This is a genomic window from Saccharomonospora iraqiensis subsp. iraqiensis, from assembly GCF_000430445.1.
Lineage (GTDB): Bacteria > Actinomycetota > Actinomycetes > Mycobacteriales > Pseudonocardiaceae > Saccharomonospora > Saccharomonospora iraqiensis.
In genome coordinates, this window is the sequence record NZ_KE387033.1 from 2707 (window position 1) to 8763 (window position 6057).

5 protein-coding genes and 1 pseudogene are annotated in these 6057 nt (G+C 72.2%); 3 read left to right on the forward strand and 3 right to left on the reverse strand.

Annotated elements, in window-relative coordinates:
• Positions 1 to 640 (reverse strand): annotated as a pseudogene (locus ACTIR_RS27020) (hypothetical protein); the annotation flags it as partial.
• A gap of 171 nt (positions 641 to 811) precedes the next feature.
• Positions 812 to 1198, reverse strand: coding sequence for a DUF7715 family protein (locus ACTIR_RS0100785; RefSeq protein ID WP_026452857.1), 387 nt, complete (start codon positions 1196 to 1198; stop codon positions 812 to 814).
• Positions 1199 to 1423: 225 nt separating this feature from the next.
• Here ACTIR_RS0100785 and ACTIR_RS27025 point away from each other — a divergent pair, with 225 nt between their 5' ends.
• Positions 1424 to 1681, forward strand: a complete 258-nt coding sequence (locus tag ACTIR_RS27025) for a hypothetical protein (RefSeq protein WP_065388522.1) — start codon at positions 1424 to 1426, stop codon at positions 1679 to 1681.
• Positions 1678 to 2001, forward strand: coding sequence for a type II toxin-antitoxin system PemK/MazF family toxin (locus tag ACTIR_RS0100795; protein WP_026452859.1), 324 nt, complete (start codon positions 1678 to 1680; stop codon positions 1999 to 2001). The genes ACTIR_RS27025 and ACTIR_RS0100795 overlap by 4 nt, the downstream gene beginning before the upstream one ends.
• Positions 2002 to 2079: 78 nt before the next feature.
• Here the strand turns inward: ACTIR_RS0100795 and ilvD are convergent, their stop codons facing one another.
• A complete protein-coding gene (gene ilvD, locus ACTIR_RS0100800) occupies positions 2080 to 3750 on the reverse strand; it encodes a dihydroxy-acid dehydratase (protein ID WP_026452860.1) in 1671 nt (556 codons plus the stop codon).
• A gap of 43 nt (positions 3751 to 3793) precedes the next feature.
• On the opposite strand from ilvD, the gene ACTIR_RS21015 reads away from it, so the two are divergent.
• The coding region (locus tag ACTIR_RS21015) for a Tex family protein (RefSeq protein ID WP_233345791.1) at positions 3794 to 6057 on the forward strand (2264 nt) is incomplete at its 3' end.

The window sequence follows — 6057 nt, forward strand, 5'->3', positions numbered from 1 at the left end:
CGGCCAGCGCGCCCGCGGCCACCGCCACCCGTGCGGTGAGCACCCGACCGTCCAGCGCCGCGCGGGCGAGCACCGCGGCCAGCCCCACCACCAGCAGTGCGTACAGCGGGTTCTCCAGACCCGAGAACGACCAGATCACGAACGACGGCACCGCGGCCAGGACCAACCCGACCGCCAGGGTCGCCACCCACGCCCGACGCACGACCCGCCGGGTCACGGTGTGACACACGGCCAGGATCCCGGCACAACACACCAGCGCGACGGCCTTCGGGAACAGCACGTAGTCGCCGACCCCGCCGAGCGCGCCGGAGTCGAACAGCCCCAGCAGCCGCCCCACCGTCAGCACCACCAGCCACAGCGGGTTGGAGAAGCCCTCCACGGGTTCGGCACCCGGTTGCAGGACGACCCCCAGGCCCTCGGACACCGACCGCGCGTAGGCGAAGGTGATTCCCGCGTCGTCGATCAGCCAGTTGCCGTAGAGACCCGCGTGGGCACCGATCGCGCCGGTGCCGACCACGACCGCGAGTGCCGCCCGGATCAGGCCCGGGCGCGGGCGTCTCTCCCGCCGGGCCTCGGCCCCGGGCGTCTCCGCCGGATCGCCGTGGACATCGTCAGGGGCCGTCGCCGGCGCCAGGGTCATACGGGGCTCCCCCCGGTTCGGAAAAGATCGGATCGGACGATCTTCACCTTAGGAGGGGTAGGCGGACCGGGTGACCGGAAGGCACCGGTCTCCCACGGTCCAACACGGGCACGCACCTCCCGCGACGCCCCGGCACGGCCCCTCTGCCGCCCCGGCACGGAGTGGCGGTCGCTACGGCACGCCCTGCCGGACGTGGACGTAGTCGAGGCGGTGCTCCACCACGGTGCCGTCGGGCAGGTCGGCGACGAGGTCGAGCAGGTGGTCGGCCAGCCCCTCGGCGTCGAGGGACCCGTAGCCCTGCTCGGTGAGACTGGCGTCGAGCACCATGACGAAGTCCTGCCTGCTGATGCCGTCCAGGGTGCGCACGACCGCGGTGGTGGTGGCCCGGTGGGAGCTCAGCCCCGCGAAACCGCGTCCGCACCCGCAGACCCCGTCCGGGTCGTGCCGGTCGGCACGGCACGGCGGCGCGATCCACACCAGCTCCCCCTCGACACACCAGTGGTAGTCGTTGTCCCGGAACCCCTGGGTGCGCGCGGTCGCCACGAGGGCCTTCACCATCGTCGTGTCCCTTCTCCGGCGTGTGGTCGGGCGGCGTGGGGTCCCTGGTTATCAGCCGCGACCGACGAAACGGTGTCCCACTCCGGGACACCGTTTCTCGATCACCTGTCCGGGCGAAACGGGCCCCGCTTCCCCGTTCGGCCTCCGAACCCGATCACATCGACGCTCGACCGGACCGCAGGGAGCGAGACCGTCCTGGACATACGAATCTGGTATTCTTCCTGTATGACGAACGGTATGACAGTTCGGCTCGATCCCGGAACCGAGCGCAAGCTCGAAGAGTTGGCACAGGACACCTCCACGAAGACCGAGGCGGTCAAGGCGGCCATCGAAACAGCCTGGCGCCAGCGTCAGGAGCGACTGCTGGAGGAGGCCTACGCCCACGCGGTCGCCGACAACCCGAACTACCCGTACGAGGACGACACCGAACGGACGGCGTCCCGGCAGCGTCGGGCGGCGCGTGCCTCCGAGGCGACCACGTGACGGCCACCCCTGCCCGAGGCCAGGTCTATCGGGCCGACATCGGCTACGGAGCCAAACCCTGGGTGGTGGTCTCCAACAACCACCGGAACACCCATACCCGCGACGTGCTCGCCGTGCGTGCCACCACAACCCAACGGGACTTGCCCACGTGGGTGAAGCTCACCCGGGAAGACCCGCTCACCGGGTTCGTCAACACCGACAACATCGAAACGCTCGGCCGTGACGAACTCGGTGACTACCTGGGATGTCTGTGCCCGCAGTCCGTGCTCGCCCTCAACCGGGCACTGGCCATAGCCCTCGGCCTGCCGAACGGCGTTTAGCCGGACGACATACGCCCCCTGACGGGGATGATCACGCAGCCGACGGGACACCGACAGCCCGGACCCGGGGACGACAGGTCAGGAACAGACCGCGCCCTTGGCCGCCGACCCGACCAGGCGTGCGTACTTGCCCAGTACGCCCCGCCGGTCGGTGGCGGGCTGCTGCCACCCCTCGCGTCGACGGGCCAGTTCGTCGGCGTCGACCCCGAGGTCGAGCGTTTTTGTCGACAAGTCAACGACGATGGGGTCGCCGTCCCGGACGAACGCGATCGGCCCGCCGTGCGCGGCCTCCGGGGCCACGTGGCCGAGGCACAGCCCCGTCGTGCCGCCGGAGAACCGGCCGTCGGTGAGCAGCAGCACGTCGCTGCCCAGGCCCGCGCCCTTGATCGCACCGGTGACCGCCAGCATCTCCCGCATCCCGGGGCCGCCGCGCGGCCCCTCGCCGCGGATGACCACGACGTCGCCCGCCTTCAGTTCGTCCAACGCGTCCATCGCGGCCTGTTCGCCCTCGAACACGCGGGCCGTGCCCTCGAACCGGGTCGTCTCGAAGCCCGCGCTCTTCACCACCGCCCCCTCCGGGGCGAGGCTGCCGTGCAGGATGGTGACCCCGCCCGTGGGGTGGATCGGGTCGCTCAGCGCGTGGACGACCTCGCCGTCCAGCCGCGGCGGGTCCAGCTCGTCCAGGTTCTCCGCGACCGTCCGGCCGGTCACGGTGAGGCAGTCGCCGTGCAGCAGTCCCGCGTCGAGCAGCGCCCGCATCACCACCGGGACCCCGCCGACCCGGTCGACGGCGGTCATCGCGTAGCGGCCGAACGGTTTCACGTCGGCCAGGTGCGGCACCCGGTCGCCGACCCGGGAGAAGTCGTCCAGTGTCAGCTCCACGCCGGCCTCGTACGCGATCGCCAGCAGGTGCAGTACGGCGTTCGTCGAGCCGCCGAGGGCCATCACCACCGCGATCGCGTTCTCGAACGCCTCCCGGGTGAGGATGTCGCGGGCGCTGATCCCCTGTTCCAGCAGCCGCACGACGGCCTCGCCCCCGGCGCGGGCGAACGTGTCCCGGCGGCGGTCCACCGACGGCGGGCTCGCCGAGCCGGGCAGCGACATGCCCAGCGCCTCGGCGGCGCAGGCCATCGTGTTCGCGGTGTACATTCCGCCGCAGGCGCCCTCGCCCGGGCAGACCGCGCGCTCGATCCGGTCCACCTCGTCCCGTCCGATCAGCCCCCGGGAGCAGGCGCCCACCGCCTCGAACGCGTCCACGATCGTCACCTCGCGGCCGTCCACCCGCCCGGGCAGCGTCGTGCCCGCGTAGAGGAACACGGCGGCGACGTCGAGCCGGGCGGCGCCCATCAGCATGCCGGGCAGGCTCTTGTCGCAGCCCGCCAGCAGCACCGCGCCGTCGATCCGCTCGGCCTCCAGCACCGTCTCCACCGAGTCCGCGATCACCTCGCGGGAGACCAGCGAGAAGTGCATCCCCTCGTGGCCCATGCTGATCCCGTCGGAGACCGAGATCGTGCCGAACTCCAGCGGATACCCACCCCCGGCGTGCACACCGTTCTTGCTCGCCTGCGCCAGCCGCTGCAGCGAGAGGTTGCACGGGGTGATCTCGTTCCACGACGACGCGATGCCCACCTGGGGCTTGGCGAAGTCCTCGTCGCCCATCCCCACCGCGCGCAACATCCCGCGGGCGGCGGTCCGCTCGACGCCGTCGGTGACCTCATGACTGCGGGGCTTCGGATCGTGTTCCGGCATGGGCCCATCATCGACGCCGACCGGACCAGGCACAATCCGTGTCGTGGCTGACAGCACGTCCCCCGACACGTCCCTCACCGACACGATCGCCGACGAGCTCGGCGTCCGCCCCGGGCAGGTCTCCGCGACCGTCGCGCTGCTCGACGACGGCGCGACGGTGCCGTTCATCGCGCGCTACCGCAAGGAGGTGACCGGGGCGCTCGACGACACCCAGCTGCGCACGCTGGAGGAGCGCCTGCGGTACCTGCGGGAGCTGGAGGACCGCCGCGCGGTGATCCTCGACTCGATCCGGGCGCAGGGCAAGCTCACGCCGGAGCTGGAGGCCCGCATCCGGGCTGCCCGGGAGAAGGCGCGCCTGGAGGACATCTACCTGCCGTACCGGCCGAAGCGGCGGACGAAGGGCCAGATCGCCCGGGAGGCCGGGCTCGAACCGCTGGCGGACACCCTGCTGGACGACCCGACGCAGGACCCGAAGGGCACCGCGGAGGCGTTCGTCGACGCCGACGCCGGGGTCGCCGACACCGACGCCGCCCTGGCCGGGGCGCGCGCCATCCTGGTCGAGCGGTTCGCCGAGGACGCCGACCTGATCGGCGAGCTGCGCGAGCGGATGTGGTCGCGCGGCTGGATCACCGCCACGGTGCGCGAGGGCAAGGAGACCGAGGGCGCCAAGTTCGCCGACTACTTCGACTTCGCCGAACCGATGGCCAAGCTGCCCTCGCACCGCGTGCTCGCACTGCTGCGCGGGGAGAAGGAGGAGATCCTCACGGTGTCCACCGAGCCCGACGAGCCGGGCACGGACGCCGACGAGTACGAGGCCCGCATCGCCGCCCGGTTCGGCATCACCGACGAGGGCAGGCCCGCCGACCGCTGGCTGCGGGACACGGTGCGCTGGGCGTGGCGCACCAAGGTGCTGCTGCACCTGGGCATCGACCTGCGGATGCGGCTGCGGCAGGCCGCCGAGGACGAGGCGGTGCGGGTGTTCGCCGCGAACCTGCGGGACCTCCTGCTCGCGGCGCCCGCGGGCACCCGCGCGACGATCGGTCTGGACCCCGGTTACCGCACCGGGGTGAAGGTCGCGGTGGTCGACGGCACCGGCAAGGTGGTCGCCACCGACACCATCCACCCGCACAAACCGCAGGCCCGGTGGGACGAGGCGCTGGCCACGCTGGAGCGGCTGGCCCGGGAACACGGGGTGCAGCTGGTCGCCATCGGCAACGGCACCGCCTCCCGGGAGACCGACAAGCTCGCCGGGGAACTCGCCAAGCGCCACCCGGAGCTCGGCCTGAGCACGGTGATGGTGTCGGAGTCGGGTGCGTCGGTGTACTCGGCCTCGGCCTACGCCGCGCAGGAGCTGCCCGGTCTGGACGTGTCGCTGCGCGGCGCGGTCTCCATCGCGCGCCGGTTGCAGGACCCGCTGGCGGAGCTGGTGAAGATCGACCCGAAGTCCATCGGGGTCGGGCAGTACCAGCACGACGTGGCCGAGTCGAAGCTCTCCCGCTCCCTGGACGCGGTGGTGGAGGACTGCGTGAACGCGGTCGGGGTCGACCTGAACACCGCGTCCGCCCCGCTGCTGGCCCGGGTCTCCGGGATCGGCTCGGGGCTGGCGGAGAACATCGTCGGCCACCGGGACACCCACGGGCCGTTCCGCAGCCGCACCGCGCTGAAGGACGTCACCCGCCTGGGGCCGAAGGCGTTCGAGCAGTGCGCGGGCTTCCTGCGGATCCCGGACGGTGACGACCCGCTGGACGCCTCCGGCGTGCACCCGGAGTCCTACCCGGTGGTACGCCGGATCGTGGACGCGGCCGGGGTCGGCATCCGCGAGCTGATCGGCGACTCCCGGACACTGCGCACGCTGTCGCCGGAGTCGTTCGTCGACGACGCGGTCGGCCTGCCCACGGTCACCGACATCCTCGCCGAACTGGAGAAGCCCGGACGCGACCCGCGCCCCGAGTTCACCACGGCGACCTTCGCCGAGGGCGTGGAGACGATGAACGACCTCGAGCCGGGGATGCGGCTGGAGGGCGTGGTCACGAACGTGGCGGCGTTCGGGGCGTTCGTCGACGTCGGCGTGCACCAGGACGGGCTCGTCCACGTCTCGGCGATGGCGCACCGGTTCGTCGACGACCCGCGGGAGGTCGTCAAGCCCGGGGACGTGGTCACGGTCAAGGTGCTCGACGTCGACGTGGAGCGCAAGCGCATCTCGCTGACCCTGCGGCTGGACGACGAGCTCCCCTCGGCCGACGGTGGGTCCCCCCGCCGGACCGGCGGGGCGGGCCGCGGGGACGGCTCGAAGGACCGCGGCCGGGG

Coding starts and splice junctions, on each gene's coding strand:
- ACTIR_RS27025 (WP_065388522.1), top strand. CDS start 1,424: ATGACGAACGGTATGACAGTTCGGCTCGATCCCGGAACCGAGCGCAAG.
- ACTIR_RS0100785 (WP_026452857.1), bottom strand. CDS start 1,198: ATGGTGAAGGCCCTCGTGGCGACCGCGCGCACCCAGGGGTTCCGGGAC.
- ilvD (WP_026452860.1), bottom strand. CDS start 3,750: ATGCCGGAACACGATCCGAAGCCCCGCAGTCATGAGGTCACCGACGGC.